This window comes from Mycobacterium sp. DBP42, assembly GCF_005924235.1.
Taxonomy (GTDB): Bacteria; Actinomycetota; Actinomycetes; order Mycobacteriales; family Mycobacteriaceae; genus Mycobacterium; species Mycobacterium syngnathidarum.
Genome location: NZ_VCMY01000003.1, coordinates 232,553 through 250,410 on the forward strand (window position 1 = coordinate 232,553; position 17,858 = coordinate 250,410).

At 67.4% G+C, this 17,858-nt stretch carries 20 protein-coding genes; 15 read left to right on the forward strand and 5 right to left on the reverse strand.

Annotated features, from left to right (window positions below):
* The first annotated feature begins 4 nt into the window (after window positions 1-4).
* Genes E0T84_RS05315 through E0T84_RS05325 form a run of 3 tightly spaced genes read left to right on the forward strand, consistent with a single transcriptional unit; the run spans window position 5 to window position 2,888 of the window.
* Complete coding sequence (locus E0T84_RS05315) at window positions 5-988, forward strand: D-2-hydroxyacid dehydrogenase (RefSeq protein WP_138743977.1); 984 nt, start codon at window positions 5-7, stop codon at window positions 986-988.
* On the forward strand, window positions 985-2,394 hold the full coding sequence (locus E0T84_RS05320; RefSeq protein ID WP_249383579.1) for an amidase: 1,410 nt from the start codon (window positions 985-987) through the stop codon (window positions 2,392-2,394). Before E0T84_RS05315 ends, E0T84_RS05320 begins: the two co-directional genes overlap by 4 nt.
* Window positions 2,391-2,888: a DUF3830 family protein gene (locus E0T84_RS05325; protein ID WP_138743978.1), complete on the forward strand. Its 498-nt coding sequence runs from the start codon at window positions 2,391-2,393 to the stop codon at window positions 2,886-2,888. The genes E0T84_RS05320 and E0T84_RS05325 overlap by 4 nt, the downstream gene beginning before the upstream one ends.
* A 6-nt stretch (window positions 2,889-2,894) precedes the next feature.
* Here the strand turns inward: E0T84_RS05325 and E0T84_RS05330 are convergent, their stop codons facing one another.
* The 4 genes from E0T84_RS05330 to E0T84_RS05345 are packed head-to-tail and all read right to left on the reverse strand — an operon-like array spanning window position 2,895 to window position 6,609.
* Window positions 2,895-3,815, reverse strand: a complete 921-nt coding sequence (locus E0T84_RS05330) for a class I SAM-dependent methyltransferase (RefSeq protein ID WP_138743979.1) — start codon at window positions 3,813-3,815, stop codon at window positions 2,895-2,897.
* 18 nt (window positions 3,816-3,833) lie between these two features.
* Complete coding sequence (locus E0T84_RS05335; RefSeq protein ID WP_138743980.1) at window positions 3,834-4,739, reverse strand: class I SAM-dependent methyltransferase; 906 nt, start codon at window positions 4,737-4,739, stop codon at window positions 3,834-3,836.
* Window positions 4,740-4,746: 7 nt separating this feature from the next.
* Window positions 4,747-5,682 (reverse strand): class I SAM-dependent methyltransferase, encoded by a 936-nt coding sequence (locus E0T84_RS05340; RefSeq protein WP_138743981.1) that lies wholly within the window; start codon window positions 5,680-5,682, stop codon window positions 4,747-4,749.
* A 12-nt stretch (window positions 5,683-5,694) separates the two neighbouring features.
* Window positions 5,695-6,609, reverse strand: coding sequence for a class I SAM-dependent methyltransferase (locus tag E0T84_RS05345; protein WP_138743982.1), 915 nt, complete (start codon window positions 6,607-6,609; stop codon window positions 5,695-5,697).
* Between the two features lie 314 nt (window positions 6,610-6,923).
* Between E0T84_RS05345 and secY the strand changes: the two genes are divergently transcribed.
* The 11 genes from secY to E0T84_RS05400 all read left to right on the forward strand — a co-directional run bounded on the left by secY (window position 6,924) and on the right by E0T84_RS05400 (window position 16,801).
* Window positions 6,924-8,249 (forward strand): preprotein translocase subunit SecY, encoded by a 1,326-nt coding sequence (secY, locus tag E0T84_RS05350; protein WP_070186303.1) that lies wholly within the window; start codon window positions 6,924-6,926, stop codon window positions 8,247-8,249.
* Window positions 8,246-8,791 carry an adenylate kinase gene (locus E0T84_RS05355; protein WP_070944271.1) on the forward strand — a complete coding sequence of 182 codons (546 nt, stop codon included), beginning with the start codon at window positions 8,246-8,248 and terminating at the stop codon, window positions 8,789-8,791. The genes secY and E0T84_RS05355 overlap by 4 nt, the downstream gene beginning before the upstream one ends.
* Window positions 8,788-9,585, forward strand: coding sequence for a type I methionyl aminopeptidase (gene map, locus E0T84_RS05360; RefSeq protein ID WP_070186301.1), 798 nt, complete (start codon window positions 8,788-8,790; stop codon window positions 9,583-9,585). The genes E0T84_RS05355 and map overlap by 4 nt, the downstream gene beginning before the upstream one ends.
* Window positions 9,586-9,699: 114 nt before the next feature.
* Window positions 9,700-10,227: a sigma-70 family RNA polymerase sigma factor gene (locus E0T84_RS05365; RefSeq protein ID WP_070944270.1), complete on the forward strand. Its 528-nt coding sequence runs from the start codon at window positions 9,700-9,702 to the stop codon at window positions 10,225-10,227.
* On the forward strand, window positions 10,224-10,958 hold the full coding sequence (locus E0T84_RS05370) for an anti-sigma factor (RefSeq protein ID WP_070944269.1): 735 nt from the start codon (window positions 10,224-10,226) through the stop codon (window positions 10,956-10,958). The genes E0T84_RS05365 and E0T84_RS05370 overlap by 4 nt, the downstream gene beginning before the upstream one ends.
* A 273-nt stretch (window positions 10,959-11,231) precedes the next feature.
* Window positions 11,232-12,968 (forward strand): thiamine pyrophosphate-binding protein, encoded by a 1,737-nt coding sequence (locus tag E0T84_RS05375; RefSeq protein ID WP_171054918.1) that lies wholly within the window; start codon window positions 11,232-11,234, stop codon window positions 12,966-12,968.
* Window positions 12,949-13,629: an SRPBCC family protein gene (locus E0T84_RS05380; protein WP_138743983.1), complete on the forward strand. Its 681-nt coding sequence runs from the start codon at window positions 12,949-12,951 to the stop codon at window positions 13,627-13,629. The genes E0T84_RS05375 and E0T84_RS05380 overlap by 20 nt, the downstream gene beginning before the upstream one ends.
* A gap of 9 nt (window positions 13,630-13,638) precedes the next feature.
* Complete coding sequence (locus tag E0T84_RS05385) at window positions 13,639-14,688, forward strand: 3-oxoacyl-ACP synthase III family protein (RefSeq protein ID WP_138743984.1); 1,050 nt, start codon at window positions 13,639-13,641, stop codon at window positions 14,686-14,688.
* Window positions 14,688-15,719: a histidinol-phosphate transaminase gene (locus E0T84_RS05390; RefSeq protein ID WP_138743985.1), complete on the forward strand. Its 1,032-nt coding sequence runs from the start codon at window positions 14,688-14,690 to the stop codon at window positions 15,717-15,719. Before E0T84_RS05385 ends, E0T84_RS05390 begins: the two co-directional genes overlap by 1 nt.
* Window positions 15,720-15,787: 68 nt before the next feature.
* Window positions 15,788-16,291: a MarR family transcriptional regulator gene (locus tag E0T84_RS05395; RefSeq protein WP_070186093.1), complete on the forward strand. Its 504-nt coding sequence runs from the start codon at window positions 15,788-15,790 to the stop codon at window positions 16,289-16,291.
* 63 nt (window positions 16,292-16,354) lie between these two features.
* Window positions 16,355-16,801, forward strand: a complete 447-nt coding sequence (locus tag E0T84_RS05400) for a hypothetical protein (protein WP_138743986.1) — start codon at window positions 16,355-16,357, stop codon at window positions 16,799-16,801.
* On the opposite strand, the gene E0T84_RS05405 is transcribed toward E0T84_RS05400, so the two are convergent.
* Window positions 16,798-17,181: a nitroreductase family deazaflavin-dependent oxidoreductase gene (locus E0T84_RS05405; protein WP_070944263.1), complete on the reverse strand. Its 384-nt coding sequence runs from the start codon at window positions 17,179-17,181 to the stop codon at window positions 16,798-16,800. The genes E0T84_RS05400 and E0T84_RS05405 overlap by 4 nt on opposite strands.
* Before the next feature lie 86 nt (window positions 17,182-17,267).
* On the opposite strand from E0T84_RS05405, the gene E0T84_RS05410 reads away from it, so the two are divergent.
* A complete protein-coding gene (locus E0T84_RS05410; RefSeq protein WP_138743987.1) occupies window positions 17,268-17,852 on the forward strand; it encodes a TetR/AcrR family transcriptional regulator in 585 nt (194 codons plus the stop codon).
* Window positions 17,853-17,858 lie beyond the last annotated feature (6 nt).

Consider the following 17,858-nt stretch of genomic DNA (forward strand, 5'->3'; position numbering starts at 1 on the left):
AACGATGCCGCCTCTCGCAGCCCGCCCCGTGATCGCGGTGTTGTGCGAGCGTGAGAGCGACCGGGTGCCGGGGCTGGCCGACGTGGACGCGGAGTTCCGCTACTGCGACGCCGCCGGGCTGAAGCAGGCCGTCACGGGCGCTCGGGCGGTGCTGCTGTGGGATTACTTCTCCACCGCACTGCGCGAGGCATGGGAATGCGCGGACACCCTCGAGTGGATCCACATCGCGGCCGCCGGCGTCGACACCTTGCTGTTCAACGGGTTGCGGGAGTCCGACGTGGTGGTCACCAACGCCCGCGGCGTATTCGACCGTCCCATAGCCGAATACGTGCTCGGCGCAGTCATCGCCCATGCCAAGGGCAGCCAGGCCAGCCACGACCACCAAAGGCGTCATGAGTGGAGCTACCGGGAGACTCGCAGTATCACGGGCGCGAACGCCCTCGTGGTCGGGACCGGCGGCATCGGCCGCGAGATCGCGCGTCTGCTGCGCGCGGCCGGCCTGTCCGTGCGGGGCGCCGGGCGCGTGGCGGTCGACGAGGATCCGGATTTCGGAACCGTGGTGGCCACTGCCGAGCTGGCCGAGGCCGTCGGTTGGTGCGATCACCTGGTGCTGGCCGCGCCGCTCACCCCGGCGACCGAGGGACTCGTCGACGCGACCGTGCTGAAGGCGATGAAATCCGATGCGCACCTTGTCAATATCGCGCGTGGCCCGATCGTCGACGAGGACGCACTGCTTGCCGCGTTGACCGAGCACCGCATCGGCGGAGCCACCCTCGACGTGTTCAGTACCGAACCGCTGCCGGCCGAACACCCGTTGTGGGACGCGCCCGGTGCCGTCGTCACCGCGCACATGTCCGGCGACGTCGTCGGCTTTCGTGACATCCTGGCGGCGCAGTTCACCGACAATGCGCGCCGCTGGCTGGCCGGGCAGCCGCTGCTGAACGTGGTGGACAAGACGCTGGGGTACGTGCCGGGGGATGTGCGGTGAGCATCCCGCAGGCGGTCGAGTTGGTTGAGGCCTACCGCGCCAAGACGATATCTCCGGTGGAGGCCACCGAGGAGGCCCTGCGCGCCATCGACCGACACGACGATGCGGTGAACGCCTTTGTGCTCGTCGATCCCGACAATGCGCTGGCCTGCGCACGGAGATCCGAAAAGCGTTGGTATGCAGGCGATCCCCTCGGCCCGGCCGACGGAGTCCCGACCTCGATAAAGGATGCGCTGTGGACCGCGGGCTGGCCGACCCTACGTGGCAGCTGGCTCATCGACGACGCAGGCCCCTGGCAGGAGGATGCGCCCAGTGCGGCCCGGCTGCGCGAATCCGGTGCGGTGCTGCTCGGAAAGACCACCACACCGGAGTTCTCGTGGAAGGGCGTCACCGACTCCCCGCGCTATGGGGCGACCGCAAACCCGTGGAATCCCGCCATGACCGCAGGCGGATCGAGCGGGGGCAGCGCGGCCGCCGTGGCACTCGGAATGGGCCCGTGGTCGGTCGGCACCGACGGCGGCGGCTCGGTGCGCATCCCCGCCGCGTTCACCGGCACCGTCGCACTCAAACCCACCTACGGCCTGATTCCGCTGTATCCACCCAGCCCGTTCGGCACGCTCTCGCACGCCGGCCCGATGGCCCGCACGGTCGCCGACGTTGCCGCATTGCTGGATGTGATCACCGGGTTCGACGCGCGAGACTGGTCGGCGATGCCCTCTCCGAGTTCGTCATTCGGGGCCGCCCTCAGCGGGGGAATCGCCGGACTGCGCATCGCCTATTCGCCGAACCTCGGCTTCGGCGCCAACGATCCCGAGGTCGACGCCGCGGTGCGCGCCGCGGTGGACGTGCTCGCGGCGGCGGGCGCCCACGTCGAGCAGGTGGACCCCGGCTTCACCGACCCGGTGCACGCCTTCCACGTGCTGTGGTTCGCCGGCGAGGCAAAAGTATTGGAAGGCAAGCTGACCGGCCCGGCCGCCGAGCGTCTGGATCCCGGCCTGCGCCGTACGGCCACGACCGGGGCGGGCTTCACCGCGTCGGACTACCTCGACGCGACCGCTGTCCGGATGAAGCTCGGCGAGCTGATGGGCAGGTTCCACCAGGCCTACGACCTCCTCGTCACCCCGACGCTGCCGCTGACCGCGTTTCCGGTCGGCCAGGATGTGCCCGACGGTTCGACCTCACCGGATTGGACGAGCTGGACGCCCTACACCTACCCGTTCAATCTGACTCAGCAGCCCGCACTTTCGGTGCCGTGCGGGTTCACCACGGCCGGCCTGCCCGTCGGGCTGCAGATCGTGGGGCCGCGCCACGCCGACGCGCTGGTGCTCCGCGCCGGGCAGGCCTACCAGGACGCCACGGACTGGCACCGCCGGGTGCCGGCGCTGCTCACCGAGGAGGTTGCATGAGCCGGTTGATCACGGTGTCGCTGGACAAGCGCGGAGTCAGTTGCGTGGCCAGGCTTCTCGACGAAGCGGCGCCGCGCACCTGCGCCGCCGTGTGGGACGCCCTGCCGCTGGCCGCGCAGGTGTTCCACGGCAAGTACGCCCGCAACGAGATCTACACGCTGCTACCGGCATTCGGCTCCGACCCCGGCAAGGAGAACACCACGGTCACCCCGATACCGGGCGACCTGTGCTGGTTCTCGTTCGACTCCGACGATCTGGGCAACCCCGCGTACGGATACGAGAACAGCGCCGGCACCGGAACCACCGGCGCGATCGTGGACCTGGCGCTGTTCTACGGTCGCAACAACCTGCTGATCAACGGCGACCAGGGCTGGGTCCCCGGTAATGTGTTCGGCGAGATCATCGACGGGCTCGACGACATGGCGGCAGCGTGCCAGGACCTGTGGATGGGTGGGGTCAGGGGCGAGACCCTGCGCTTTGCCAGAGTCTCCTGAAGCCGCTCAGTTCAGAGTGCCGCTGATGTAGACGATCTCGCCCATCGGGTCGTTCTCGTCGTGGGCGGGAACCGGCAGGCCGTGGCGGACGAACAGCTCCGAACGCGCCACGCCCGTCATCTGCCAGCCCTTGGCACTCAAATAGTCGGCAGCCGAATGCCTCTCGCCGTGATAGATCAACGACGGCATGTCCATGTTCAACCCGATCTGGCTGAACATGGAGGTGGCGGCGCGGGCCTTCTCCGGGTCGAAATCCTTGAGCCCGGGCACGAACTCGGTGGCCACCGTGCTGCCCGGTGCGCTGAGCGCGGCGATGTTGTCGAACAACCGGTCCTGCGCCTCCGGCGGCAGGTAGATCAACAACCCTTCGGCGCACCAGGCGGTCGGAGCGGCCGGATCAAACCCCGCTGCCCGCAGAGCAGCCGGCCAGTCCTCGCGCAGGTCGATCGGTACGGTCCGCCGTTGTGCCGTGGGATCGGCACCCAGACCGGCCAGCGTGCGCGTCTTGAACTCGATCACCTCGGGCTGGTCGATCTCATAGACCACGGTGCCCTCGGGCCACGGCAGCCGGTACGCACGCGAATCCAGCCCGGAGGCCAGGATCACCGCCTGCCGGATGCCGGACTTGCCGGCCGCACCGAAGAAATCATCGAAGAACCTGGTCCGCACGGCCATCTCGTCGATGTTGGCGCGGGCCCGCTCAGCGGCCTCCGGTGCCAGCTGAGTCAGTGCCTCCAGACTCAGCTCACCGTCGACCATCTTGGTGAACACCTCGATGCCCACCGCGCGGACCAACGGTGCGGCGAACGGATCGTCGATCAGGCCGTGGGAATCCCGGCTGGCGATCGCCCGCCCCGCCGCCACCATCGTTGCGGTCGCGCCGACGCTGGAGGCCAGGTCCCAGCTGTCGCCATCGGTACGTGCCATCGTGCGTCTCCCGACTGTCTAGTTCGATGCCTTCAGAGTTGCTGACAGATAACCAGAGTCTCCCGCGAGATTGGCGAGCTCCTCGGGAAAGTCGAAGCCGTGCGACTCGTAGGCCGCCCGGCTGGACTGCACCGTGACGTTCCACCCCTGGGGGGTGAGGTGGTCACGGACCGCGGTGCGCTCGCCGGAATAGAACAGGTCGGTCAGATCCACGTCGGACCCGACCTTCTTGGACCACTGGCTGACCCGCTCGGTCCACTTCTCGGTGAGCATTGCGGCGTCCATGTGTTCGGTCGCCAGCCGGCTGCCCGGGGCGCTGAGCACGGTGATGTTGTCGAGCAACCGATCCTGAGCTTCCGGGGGCAGGTAGATGAGCAGACCTTCGGCGATCCAGGCGGTCGGAACCGCTGGATCGAAGCCGTTGTCACGCAGGGCTTTCGGCCAGTCATCGCGCAGATCGACCGGCACAGTGTGCAGCTCGGCTGCCGGCGTGGCGCCGAGGTCGGCCAGGGTGCGGGTCTTGAACTCCAGCACCGCCGGCTGGTCCACCTCGAATACCACGGTGCCGGCAGGCCAGGCGAGCCGGTAAGCGCGAGTGTCCAGGCCCGCGGCCAGGATCACGGCCTGGCCGATCCCGGCCGCACCGGCTGCCAGGAAGAAATCGTCGAAGAACCGGGTGCGGACCGCGATCTGCTCGCACATCCGCTGCCGGTCGAGCATCACGTCGCCCTCGACGCACACCTCACCGTCGGCGAGTCGGATGCTGTGTTCCAGACCCACCGCGCGTACGAGTGCGTCGGCGTATGGATCGGTGATCAGCGGGTCGGTTTGCTTGCTGGCCAGGGCGCGGGACGCCGCGACACCGGTCGCGGTGGCCCCGACGCTGGTGGCGAGATCCCAGCTGTCGCCTTCGGTGCGGGTCATGGTGCTCCTAGTTTCGTATCGCGATAACGGATTGCGAATTACGTTGCAGCGCAGCGGAGTCCGCGGTGGGGAAGGTGCGGCCATAGTCGGCAAAAAGATCGGGCCGTCGTCGGGCGGTCACCGACCATCCGCGGTCTGTGAGGTAGTCGACCACCGAGTTGCGCTCGCCGTCGTACCAGAGGTTGGCCAGGTCGAGGTCGAGCCCGTGCTGACGCCACTGCTCGCTCAAAACCTGTCCGCGCTCGCGCAGGTCCGCCGCCATGCCGGGCAGGTGGTACTCGGTGGCCAGCCTGCTGCCCGGGCTGCTGAGCGCGGTGATGTTGTCGAACAACCGGTCCTGGGCCTCCGGAGGCAGATAGGCCAGCAGCCCCTCGGCGCTCCATGCGCTCGGCGCCGCCCGATCGAACCCGGCGGCTTCGAGCGCCGCGGGCCAGTCGTCACGAAGGTCGACGGCCACGGTGCGGCGTTCGGCCGTGGGGGTGGCCCCGATCTTCGCCATGGTGGCGGTCTTGGCGCCGATCACGGCGGGCTGGTCGAGTTCGTAGACCACGGTGCCGTCGGGCCACGGCAGCCGGTACGCGCGCGAGTCCAGCCCGGAGGCCAGGATCACCGCCTGACGGATCCCGGCCTCTTCGACGGCGGCGTCCGTGGAATTGCCGCCTACCGCGGCGGTGAAGAAGTCGTCGAAGAACTTCGTCCGCACCGCCATCACGCCGGTCATCAACGCGGCACCTTCGGCCAGTTCGCCGTCGAGGGCGATCTCGCCGTCGACAAGCTTGGTGAAGAACTCCACTCCGACTGCGCGGACCAGATCGGCCGCGTAGGGGTCGTCGATCAGCGGGTCGGGTTCAGCACTCGCAATCGCGCGGGCCGCGGCGACCATCGTCGCCGTCGCGCCCACACTGGAGGCCAGATCCCAGCTGTCGGTGTCAGACCGTGTCATCGTTCGCCCACCTCACTTCTCGGCGTTGATGTAGAGCACTGATGCCGCGTGGGCTTCGTCCTCGACCGGCGGCAGACCCGTGCGGATCAGCAGATCGTTGGACGAGATGGCGGTGGTCCTCCAGGCATGCCCTTCCAGATACGTCGTGACGTCGGCGCGGTCGCCCAGGAAGATCAGCTCGTTGAGGTCCATGTCCAGGCCGTGTGCCCGCCAGCGGTCGGTGAACTCCTGCATCCGGGCCCGGATCGTCTCTTCGTCGTTGGTCTCGGTCGCGGGCACGCCCTCGACACCGAAGCGGCTGCCCGGGGCACTCAGCTCAGTCACCTGATCGAGCAAACGGTCCTGCGCGTCTCCCGGCAGGTAACCCAGCAACCCCTCGGCGATCCATGCGGTCGGCGCCGAGGGGTCGAACCCGGCCTCGGTCAGTGCGGTGGGCCAGTCGAACCGCAGATCGATGGCCACGGTGCGGCGGTCGGTCGTCGGCGCCGCGCCCAGGCTCGCCATGGTCGTGCTCTTGAACTCGATCACCTCGGGTTGGTCGACCTCGTAGACCACCGTTCCGTCCGGCCATGGCAGCCGGTAGGCGCGCGAGTCCAGACCGGCCGCCAGGATGACCGCCTGTCGGATGCCGGCACGACAGGCGCTCAGGAAGAAGTCGTCGAAGAAACGCGTGCGGGCGGCCATGCCGTTGGCGAACCGGATCAGGCCCGTGGCCGCCTCTTCGTCGAGTCCTTCGGTGGTGAAGTTCTCGTCGGCCAGCTTGGTGAAGAATTCCATGCCGACCGCGCGAACCAGGGGAGCGGCGAACGGGTCGTCGATCACCGGATCATCGGAGTTGGTGGCCATCGCGCGCGCTGCCGCGACCATCGTCGCCGTCGCACCCACGCTGGAGGCGAGATCCCACGAGTCGTCAGCAGTCCGGGCCATGAATTCCCCTTTGTTCAGTCAGAATCAACGTGTTAGTTAGGTGGTGTAATGAGCTGTCGCCGACTGTACGCCCCGATTCTGAAGAGCAGCTCTGCTCGCAGCTAGGCGGTATGGCGCGGGGATCGCAGAGGGTCGACTCGGGTGCGCACAGGGGTCCTCTCCGCGGCAACTGTTACTCTCGTAGACTGATTTGACGGCTGAGTCCGCAGGCTGCGCGCCTGCTGGGCTGCCGGACATGACTTGACCATTGACGCTGGCTTCACCCAGCCCCATTTGGCACGCCGCGCTGAGAGGTCGGCTGCGCAGGAGGAAGAGTGCTTTCGGCTTTCATCTCATCGCTGCGGACGGCCGACCTCAGACGCAAGATCCTGTTCACGTTGGGCCTGGTGATCCTGTACCGGGCCGGCGCGTCGATCCCGTCTCCGGGGGTTAACTACCCGAACGTCCAGAAGTGCATCGAGCAGGTCAGCGGCGGAGATTCGGCGCAGATCTACTCATTGATCAACCTGTTCTCCGGTGGCGCGCTGCTGCAGCTGACGGTGTTCGCGGTGGGCGTCATGCCCTACATCACCGCCAGCATCATCGTCCAGCTGCTGGTCGTGGTGATCCCACGCTTCGAACAGTTGCAGAAGGAGGGGCAGGCCGGTCAGGCCAAGATGACGCAGTACACGCGTTATCTGTCGATCGCGCTGGCCGTTCTGCAGGCCACCAGCATCGTGGCACTGGCCGCCAACGGCGGCCTGCTGCAGGGCTGCAGCCTCGACATCATCCAGGACAGCTCGGTCTTCGGGCTGGTCGTCATCGTGCTGGTGATGACGGCAGGCGCCGCGCTGGTGATGTGGATGGGCGAGCTGGTCACCGAGCGCGGTATCGGCAACGGCATGTCCCTGCTGATCTTCGCCGGCATCGCGGCCCGGATCCCGTCCGAAGGCCAGACCATCCTGGAGAGCCGCGGCGGCCTGGTGTTCACCGCAGTGGTGGCCGCGACGCTGCTGATCATCGTCGGCGTGGTGTTCGTCGAGCAGGGCCAGCGCCGCATCCCGGTCCAGTACGCCAAGCGCATGGTGGGCCGCAAGATGTACGGCGGCACCTCCACCTACCTTCCGCTCAAGGTCAACCAGGCCGGCGTCATCCCGGTGATCTTCGCGTCGTCGCTGATCTACATCCCGCACCTGATCACCCAGCTGATCCAGAGCGGGAGCTCCAACCCGGGCACGGGTTGGTGGGACAAGTTCGTCGCCGACTATCTGACCAACCCGGCGGACCCGGTCTATATCGCGATCTACTTCGGCCTGATCATTTTCTTCACGTACTTCTACGTGTCGATCACGTTCAACCCGGACGAGCGTGCCGATGAGATGAAGAAGTTCGGTGGATTCATCCCGGGCATCCGGCCCGGCAAGCCGACCGCGGACTACCTGCGCTATGTGCTCAGCCGGATCACTCTGCCCGGCTCGATCTACCTCGGTACGATCGCCGTTCTGCCCAACGTGTTCCTGCAGATCGGCAACACCGGCTCGGTACAGAATCTGCCGTTCGGCGGAACCGCGGTTCTGATCATGATCGGTGTCGGTCTGGATACCGTTAAACAGATCGAGAGCCAGCTCATGCAACGCAACTACGAAGGGTTCCTGAAGTGAGAGTCGTTCTACTCGGACCGCCCGGTGCGGGCAAAGGCACGCAGGCCGAGAAGCTGTCCGAGAAGCTCGGCATCCCGCAAATCTCCACCGGAGACCTGTTCCGCAAGAACATCGGTGACGGCACCCCGCTCGGGCTGGAGGCCAAGCGCTACCTGGACGCCGGGGATCTGGTGCCCGCCGAACTGACGAACCGTCTGGTCGAGGACCGCATCGACCAGGCCGACGCCGCTGACGGATTCATCCTGGACGGCTACCCGCGCTCGGTCGAGCAGGCTGGCGCGCTCAAGGACATGCTTGCCGCCCGCAACACCAAGCTCGATGCGGTGGTGGAGTTCCAGGTGTCCGAGGACGAGTTGCTGACCCGCCTCAAGGGCCGCGGCCGCGCCGACGACACCGATGAGGTCATCCGCAACCGCATGAAGGTCTACCGCGACGAGACCGAGCCGCTGCTGGAGTACTACCGCGACGACCTGAAGACCGTGGATGCGGTGGGCGGCCTCGACGAGGTGTTCGCCCGCGCATTGCACGCACTGGGTAAGTGATCAGATTGCCGGGGTTGCGTAAGCGCAAGGTCGTTGCGCAGCGTAGCGCCGGAGAGTTGGACGCGATGGCGGTCGCCGGGGCCCTGGTCGCCTCGGCGCTGAGCGCGGTGCGCGCAGCCGCCGCCCCCGGCGTGTCCACGCTCGAGCTGGATCAGATCGCCGAGGCCGTCATCCGTGACGGCGGCGGCACCCCGTCTTTCCTCGGCTATCACGGGTTCCCGGCCAGCATCTGCGCATCGGTCAATGACCGTGTGGTGCATGGCATTCCGTCAGCCGACGAGAAATTGGCGGCCGGGGATCTGGTGTCCATCGACTGCGGTGCCATCGTCGACGGCTGGCACGGCGACTCGGCAGTGACGTTCGGGATCGGCACGCTGATTGCGGCCGACGAAGCCCTCTCTGCCGCAACGAAATCGGCCATGGAGGCCGGCATCGCGGCGATGCTGCCCGGAAACCGGCTGACCGATGTCTCGCACGCGATCGAGGTCGAGACCCATGCCGCCGAAGCTCGCCACGACCGCAAGTACGGGATCGTCGAGGGCTATGGCGGACACGGCATCGGCCGGCAGATGCACATGGACCCGTTCCTGCCGAACGAGGGCTCGCCGGGCCGTGGCCCGTACCTGGAGCCGGGCTCGGTGCTGGCCATCGAACCCATGCTGACCCTGGGCACCACCGAGACCAAGATCCTCGACGACGAGTGGACCGTCGTCACCGCCGACGGGACCCGCGCGGCGCACTGGGAGCACACGGTCGCAGTGACCGAAGACGGCCCACGAATCCTCACCCGGTAATCAACGACAGCAATCCCTGCCCGAACCGCGCGTCGGCGTTGGTGTACGCCCGCGTGCAAAGGTAGTAGTTGAACCGGATCGCCACCAACGTCGTATCACAGACGGAGGTAGGGAATGGATGATCCGGAGGCCGCCATGATGCGGGTGCTCTACGACGAGCATGCTGCCGCGCTGTGGCGCTACGCCCTGCGGCTGACAGGGGACAGGGCGCGCGCCGAGGACGTGGTGCAGGAAACGTTGCTGCGGGCGTGGCGTCACCCTGAAGTCACCGCCGACACCGACCGTTCGGCCCGGGCGTGGTTGTTTACGGTGGCGCGAAACATGATCATTGATGAACGCCGGAGTGCCCGTTTTCGGAACGAAACCGGGGTGCCGGACCCCGAACAGGTGGCAGACCATTCCAAAGCGGCCGCCGCCCCCGACCAGGTGGACAATGCGTTGGACCGAATCTTGCTGAGCACGGCGCTGAGCCAACTTTCCGACGAACACCGCGCAGTGGTCCGCCGGGCGTACTACCAGGGGTGGAACACCGGGCAGATCGCCGAGGACCTGCAGATACCCGAGGGCACCGTGAAATCACGGCTGCACTACGCGGTACGTGCACTACGACTGAACTTGCAAGAGATGGGGGTGACACGATGACACAGTTCGGTGTACCCCACATCCCTGATCCGGTGGAATCCGACCGTTATCGGACCTGGGATGCGGCCTATGTGCTCGGATCGCTCGACAGTGGCGAGCGCCGCGAGTACGAGGCCCATCTGGACGGTTGCGCGCAGTGCCGTGCCGCGGTGGCCGAGCTGAGCGGCATGCCCGCGCTTCTGGCCATGCTCGACCTGGACGAGGTGAACGCCCTCGAATCCGAACAGCCCGACCCGCCGCTGCGGCCCGAGGTGCTGCAGTCCGTGCTGGCCAAGGTCAGCTGGCGTCGCCGCCGCTCGCGGTGGGTGACCACGGCCGCGGTAGGCGTGGCCGCGGCCCTGCTGGCGATCGGTGTGGTGATCGGTGTCCGTCCGGAGGTGTTCGGCCTGCACAGCGGCACCGAACAGCAGAACTCGCAGATGATGGCGATGGCCAAGATGTCCGAGACGCCCATCAACGCCAGCATCGCGATGACCAGTTACTCCTGGGGCACCCGGATCGACATGGCCTGCAGCTACGGAAGCTGGGGTAAGCAGGACGCGCCCCCGCAGAACCTGGGCATGGTGGTGATCGGCCGGGACGGCAGCCGCAACGAGATCGCCACGTGGCTGGGATTGTCCGGCGCGACCGCGCTGCCCAGCGGCAACACCCAGATGCCGGCGACGGATATCGCTGCCGTGCAACTGGTTACGTCCCCCGACGGCAAGGTGCTGCTGGAAAAGCAGCTCTGAGCGGTCCTGCCCGCGGGGCAGCTGGCGCGGCTTTTGTCACGCTGGAGTGGCCCTCGAATCCGAGGGTCACTCCAGCGTGACATTTGGGCGGCCCGGCGGTCTGACGGCCCGGCGGCCCGGCGGCCCGGCGGCCCGGCGGCCCGGCGGTCCGGCGGTCTTGGGAACCTTTGAAAGTTCTGCGTAAACCCCGGGAGTTTGCACAAATACGTGCTCGGGGTGAACCACCGCCACTCATGTGTCGTGTCTCTGGCAGAGCACGGAAGTAGGTGGCACATGGTCAACATGCACCGGGTGGTGGACCACATCGTCGGTCAGCTGGCCGCGAACGGGGTCACACATATCTTCGGCGTGGACGGCGCCAACATCGAGGACCTCTACGATGCCGCGTACTTCCGCGAGGACATCACCGCGGTGCTGGCCAAACACGAATTCTCCGCTGCGACAATGGCAGACGGGTTCAGCCGCAGTGGCGGCGGGATCGGCGTCGTGGCGGCGACCTCTGGCGGTGGTTGCCTGAACACCGTGCCCGGGCTGGCGGAATCGCTGGCCAGCCGGGTGCCCGTGCTGGCCCTGATCGGGCAGGCGCCGACGACGCTCGACGGCCGGGGCGCATTCCAGGACACCAGCGGGGACAACGGAAGCCTGGATGCGCATGCCTTGTTTTCCGCGGTCTCGCTGTACTGCCGCAGAGTGCTGAAGCCCGCGGACATTCTCACTGCGCTCCCGGAAGCACTTGCCGCGGCACACGCCGGCGGGCCCGCGGTGCTGTTGCTGCCCAAGGATATTCAGCAGGTCGAGCTGGGGGCGCCGGGTGCCGGCAACGGCCGGACCGGTGCGGCCGGATCGACGATGGCACGCCACTGCGACCTCAACGCGCTCGAGCAGGCGCTGCGCCGCGCCGACGGCCCCATCACCGTCATCGCCGGTGAACAAGTGGCCCGCGACGATGCCCGGGCTGAACTGGATCGGCTGCGGTCCATTCTGCGGGCACGGGTGGCCACGGTGCCCGACGCCAAGGATGTGGCGGGCACGCCGGGTTTCGGCTCCTCCTCGGCGTTGGGGGTGGCCGGTGTGATGGGCCATCCCGGGGTGGCCGTTGCCGCAGCACAGAGTGCGTTATGCCTGCTCGTCGGCACTCGCATGACGGTGACCGCCCGGGCCGGCCTGGATGAGGCGCTGGCTTCGGTGCCGACCCATTCGATCGGCGCGCAGGTGCCCTACCCGCCGTGCACCCATACCCACTCAGACGATCTGCGCGTCTCGCTGACCCTGCTGGCCGGGGCGCTGTCGGGGCCCGGCCGTCGCGCCCAGGTGCGGGTGCCGGACCCGGCGCCGCCCACCGAACTGCGCCCACCGGTCCACGACGGCCCGGGCATCAGGTATCGCGACGCGATGCGCCTACTCGACGACGTCCTGCCCGACGGCACCGACATCGTCGTCGACGCAGGCAACGTGGGGGCTGCGGCCATCCATCATCTGCCGGCCCGGCGTGACGGCCGATTCCTGGTGGCGCTGGGCATGGGAGGTATGGGATACAGCTTCGGCGCCGGAATCGGGATGACGTTTCACCGGGCCGCGGCCGGCGTTGCGCGCCGCACGATTGTCATCGCCGGTGACGGCTCATTCTTCATGCACGGCATGGAGATTCACACCGCGCTGCAGTACCGGCTTCCGATCACCTTCGTGCTGTTCGACAACCACGCCCACGCCATGTGCGTCACCCGGGAGCAGCTGTTCTACGCAGATCGCTACTCCTACAACAGGTTCGGCCCGAGCCGGCTGGGTGCTGGGCTGGCGGCGATGTTCCCCGGACTGCCCGCCTACGACGTCGCCGAGATCCGCCACCTGCCCCAGGCGCTGGGCATGGCTCTCGACGCCGACGGCCCTTCGGTGCTGAGCATCGAATGTTCAGCCGACGAAATTCCGCCGTTCGCTGCTTTTCTCACCACCACGACCAGCACACCTTCGATTTCAGAGGAGAACCCGTCCCATGTCACTGCCCGCGCTTGAAGACATCACGGCCCATCGCGCCACCCGCACCCCGCTGGACGGACTGATCCGGATCGAGACCTCGCCAAAGGAGCAGGCCACACCGATCATCATGGAGATGATGCGGTCGGTGTACCCGCACGACCAGGTGTTCGGCCAGTACTGCACCGTCAACGACTACATCGAGTGCCCGCCCGACGAACTGTTCGACTACATGTCCGATACCCGCTGTCTGGAGGAGTGGACATACAGCCTGCGTGGTTTCACTCCGACCGAGAAGCCCGGGCTGTGGTTGGCTCACGACCGGCTCGGCGCCGGGCCGTCGGGACCGGGCAGCGAGATCTACACCCGCACGGTGGCCAACCGTCACGCGCTGACCGTCGACTACCACTGTGCCTGGGATCAGGGCAAGCATCTGTGGATGATCTACCTGATGCGCATCGTCGACGCGCAGGTGGTCCTCGACAAGCCGGGATCGGTTGTGCTGTGGACGAATTGCCATCACCCGTTCTACGACGAAAACCCTTACCCGGAGACCGCGCCCCCGGCGCGACCGGTCTGGGTGGGCGACTTCTGGGACATGTTCGGCCCCGGCCATCTGCTGGAGTTGCGCAATCTCAAGGCGATCGCCGAATACCGGCACCGCAACGGCTTGCCGGTCACCCCGGCCTGGATGAAGTGAGGTTCGGTCATGCCTGATCAGACTCCCGTCAGCCTCGTCGACGTGTCCACCTACCTGCCCGGTGAACCGATCGGTGCCGACTACTACGCCGGGTTCGCCGAAACCGATGAGCTGGCCGACAACGTGATGTTCCGGGCGCCGCGATTCCGACATCACGTGGGGCCCGAGGAAACCGCGATCGACATGGTCGAGCGGGCTGCCACCGGGGTGGTCGAGCGGCACGGTTCCGACGTCATCACCGGAGCCGACGTGTTGATCACCCACACCCAGCTGCCGGACATGCCGTTCTACGGCGGCGGGGGCGGCATGGCGCACCGGCTGGGTATGAAACCCAACTGGGTGATCGATCTGCACAACGGCGGGTGCGCGGCATTCATCCTCGGGCTCAAGGTGGCCCGGACGCTGCTCGGCGCGGGAGAAGGTCGTACCGCGGTGATCGCGATCGCCCAGAACTCGGCCGGCCAGGTCTTCGATCAGCAGACCATCCGGCGCAAGGCGCAGGCCGCGGTGCCCGGCGACGGGGCCGCCGTCGGGCTGGTGACGCTGTCCGACGCGTCGCCCGTCCTCGACATCGAATGCCGCACCTACGGGGAGTTCGCCGGGGACATGACCGTGGTGATGGACCCGCCGCGCAAATGGTGGCAGGCCGGTCCGGGTGAGGCCTGCATCGGGTTCACCGAGAGCAAGATCACCAAGGTGCTGGCCCGGGGCAACCGGCAGGTGCCCGAGGTGTCCTACGCGGTGTGCGACCGGATCGGGGTGCAGCCCAGGGACATCGATCTGTTCGTGACCAATCAGCCCAACCGAGTGTTCCTGCGCAATTGGCGTGAGGCGCTGGAATTGCCACCCGAACGCCACGTGGACACCTTTGACGAATGCGGAAACCTGTTCGCCGCAGGGATTCCCGTCAATCTGGACCGGGCCGTCGCCGGCGGTCGGGTGAAGGCCGGCGATACCGTGCTGATGGCCGCCTTCGCCCACGCCGGTGACTTCGCCGGGGCCGCGGCGGTGCGATGGGGCGGCCGGGTAGGCGACAGTGCCGATGCGGGGCGGGTGTGATGGCAGCACCGCGCACCGCACTGTCCGGCGTGGTCGGCGCGCTGCCGCAGGCGGTCAACCCGTTGGCGTTGTCGCTCAACGAATGTCCGTTTCCGCCGCTGCCCGCGGTGCGCTCGGCGCTGCGGGCCTGCGACGGGGCGGCAAACCGGTATCCGGAGTTTCTGCCGCAACGGTTGCGTTCACTGATCGCCGGGCATGACGGGGTGGCCGAGGAGCAGGTGATCGTCGGCGCCGGCGCCACCGGGGTCATCATGCAGGTGCTGCATGCGGTGACCAGCCCGGGCGACACCATGGTGATGGCGGCGCCCACCTTCGACGGGTATCCGATCTTCGCGCAGATGGCTCGATTGCGGACGATCACGGTTGCGCTCGATGCGCACGGCCATCACGACCTGGACGCGATGGCCGAGGCCGGCCAGCGCGCGAAAGTGGTGGCGGTCTGCCGGCCGCACAACCCGACGGGCACCATCGAGTCGGCCGTCGAGATCGAGCGACTCCTGACCCGGCTTCCCGAGGACACCGTGGTGCTGCTCGACGAGGCATACGTGGAGTTCTTGACCGCCGATCAACTCATCGACGGGCCCAGCCTGGTAGCCAGGTTCGGCAATGTCGTGGTGGTGCGCACCTTTTCGAAGGCCTACGGCCTGGCCGGGCTGCGGATCGGCTACGGGTTCTGCGCCGCGGACCTCGGCAGGCAGCTGTGGCAGATGCAGCTGCCGTTCGGGATCGGGCTCAGTGCCCAGGTCGCGGTGGCGGCCTCCTATGATGCGGAAAATCAACTGCACCAACGTATCCGGATGATCGCGGCGGAGCGGCGCTACCTGCAGGCCCGGTTGCGCGCACTCGGCGTCTACAGCACGGATGCCCACGCCAACTTCCTGTACCTACCCGGCGGGGCCATGTCATGGCCGGAGGTGTTCGACGGCACCGGACTTCAGGTCCGCCATTACGCCGACGGCGGTGTGCGGATCACCGTCGGATCACGGCAGTCCACTCGTGCCGTGCTGGGGGCGGTGACAGCCGCCGGCTGAACGCGCTGTGCGGGGCCGGATGCGCGCGGAATGCGCGGCCCCCGCGCGGCGATGCGGTAAGAAGAGGCGTGCCCTCGCCACCAGACAAACGTGACCCCATCGCGCAGGCCCGCGCGAACTGGGAGGCCGCCGGATGGGGCGACGTGGCCGGCGGCATGGTGGCGGTGACCTCGGTGATGCGGGCCCACCAGATCCTGCTGGCCCGGGTGGAGGCCGCACTGCGGCCGTACGATCTGAGCTTCTCGCGGTTCGAGCTGCTGCGGCTGCTGGCATTCAGCCGGGCCGGCGCATTGCCGATCACCAAGGCCTCCGATCGCCTCCAGGTGCATGTCACCAGCGTCACCCACGCCATCCGGCGCCTGGAAGCCAGTGGCCTGGTGGAGCGCGTCCCGCACCCGACCGACGGGCGTACGACATTGGTGCAGATCACCAAACTCGGGCGGTCGACGGTCGAGGACGCCACAGTGACCCTGAACCAGCAGGTGTTCGCCGATGTCGGGATGTCCGATGAAGAATCTCAGGCCCTGGTGGCCTCGATCGAGACGCTGCGCCGACACTCCGGGGATTTCTGAGGCGGCTTTCTGCCCCGTCGGGGCTGACGCGCCTACGCTCGAACACAGTCGAGGGGAGGGCGCATGAACGCCAAGCGGAAGCGGCGGGTGGGTGCGGCGCTGGGTGCCGCCGCCGTCGTGTTGATGGCGGCCTGCAGTTCCACGACCATCGGCGTGGCCACCGCGCCCGACGACGTCACGCCGTTCACGACGTCGTCGAAGGCACCCAGGTCCACTGCCGCCAAGAGTCCCGGCCCGCCCCCAGGCGTCGGGCGTGGTCCGGCGGACCTGCCTGCGGAGGCGTACGCCGAGGTCCGTGCCGCCGGTATTCAGGGTTCTGACACGGCAATCGGGGAGCAGCTGATGCTGGCGTGCATCATGGCAGGCGGCAGCTTCAACAAGACGAAACAAGATGTCGTCGACGTGTTGATCCAGATGGGCAGCCGCCTCAGCCCTCCCGCGCTCATGACGATCGTGACCGTGGCACTCAAGTACGAGTGCCCCGAACTCGCCGGGAAACTCGGCGGTTAGTCGGCGACCCGCAGGCTGAGAAACTCCGGGGCTTTGATCACGCGGCGCAGCATGAACCTGATGAACGCCGGCATGCCGGTGGCGTTCTCGTCGCGGTAGACCTCGGGTGCGGTCAAGCGGTACCGACGGCGTCGGGCCTCCAGTTCGCAGCCGCCTGCGGCCAGTACGTTGCGCACCCAGTCGGCCTGCGAGCCGTAGGTCAGGGCGATGACGAAACCGTTCGGCCGTCGAAATGCCCACAGCGGTGTGCGGAAGGTGCGGCCGGACTTGCGGCCCCGGTGGATGACGACTGCCCAGCCCGGTGCCCATGGGGCGATGAACTGGGTGAGCTTGTTGAGGCCGATCTTGTTGACGTGGGCGACCCAGCGTGGAGCGGGCATCGTTTTAACTCCTCGGTTGTGGAATTAATGATTCGAGCGTAGACCTGGCCTGATCGGGAAGTCAACGACTGTAGAATTTCTTCACTATGCCGCCCCGTGGACGACGGCCGGGACAGTCCGGCACCCGTGAGGAGTTGGTGGCCACGGCCAGGCAGATGTTCGCCGAAGGCGGCTACGACAAGACCTCACTGCGCGACATCGCGACCGCCGCCGGTGTAGACCCGGCCCTGATCCGGCACTATTTCGGAAGCAAGGCCGAGCTGTTCCGGGCCGCCGTGGGCTGGCCGTTCGACCCGGAGCAGTTCAGCGACCGGATTCTCGGTGACACCGAGACCGGCCTGGCCGAACGCCTCGCCCGGCTCTTCTTCGAACTGTGGGAACAACCCGACACCCGCGCGCCCCTGCTGGCCATCCTGCGTGGTGCGGCCACCCACGAGGAATCGGCCGCACTGGTCCGCCAGTTCATCGAGCAGCGGCTCTACCCGCAGATCGCCACCGCGCTCACCGGCGCCGACGCCGAACTACGGGTGGACCTGGCCATGGGCCAACTACTCGGCATCGCCTACCTGCGTCACATCCTGCGGATCGAACCCATCGCATCGCAATCGGTCGAGGAGCTGATCGCCCGGGCGGTACCTGCGGTGCGTGTGCACCTTGCGGACCCACCTTGAGAACGA